This is a genomic window from Mycobacterium sp. 852002-40037_SCH5390672, assembly GCF_001665875.1.
In the GTDB taxonomy this organism is placed as follows: domain Bacteria; phylum Actinomycetota; class Actinomycetes; order Mycobacteriales; family Mycobacteriaceae; genus Mycobacterium.
Genome location: NZ_LZTA01000094.1, coordinates 1 through 611, shown reverse-complemented (window position 1 = coordinate 611; position 611 = coordinate 1). Strand labels below are relative to the sequence as shown.

The window sequence follows — 611 nt, the reverse complement described above, 5'->3', positions numbered from 1 at the left end:
CCCGACGGCGCCGAGAACGTGCCGCTGGACCCCAATGCCCCGCAGGGGGCGTTCACCGCGGCCCGGTTGGCCAAGGACGAAGGCGTGCCGATCTCGACGATCTCGTTCGGGACCAAGGGCGGCGAGATCGAGATGGACGGGCAGCGGGTCGCCGTCCCGGTTCCGGTGGACGACCAGACCCTGCAGAAGATCTGCGAGATCACCGACGGCCAGTCGTTCCACGCCGACAGCCTGGATTCCCTGAAGAACGTGTACTCGACGCTGCAGCGCCAGATCGGCTACGAAACCGTGAAGGGCGACGCGAGCCTGGCCTGGATGCTGCTCGGCGCCTTCGTCATGGCCGGCGCCATCCTGGCCGGTCTCCTGCTGAACCGCAGGCTGCCCGCCTGAGTCCTCAGCTGGGCAGGCGGCGGTTGATCAACAATGCCAGCGCCGTCGCGATCAGGGCGGTCAATACGCCGAGGCGCAGCCACCCGGAGCTGCCCGGCCCTGGCACCGTACGGTAGCCGATCTCGTTCTCGATGGCGTTGTAGCTCTTTTCGAGCTCGCCGAGGTTGGTGGCGGTGTAAGACTGCCCGCCGGACAGCTTGGCGACCATCTTCATCTGGTCG

2 pseudogenes are annotated in these 611 nt (G+C 67.3%); one reads left to right on the top strand and one right to left on the bottom strand.

Going from position 1 to position 611, the window contains the following annotated elements:
• Positions 1-390, top strand: a pseudogene (locus A5782_RS16660) (hypothetical protein); the annotation flags it as partial.
• 4 nt (positions 391-394) lie between these two features.
• Here A5782_RS16660 and A5782_RS16655 read toward each other — a convergent pair.
• Positions 395-611: pseudogene (locus tag A5782_RS16655) on the bottom strand (hypothetical protein); the annotation flags it as partial.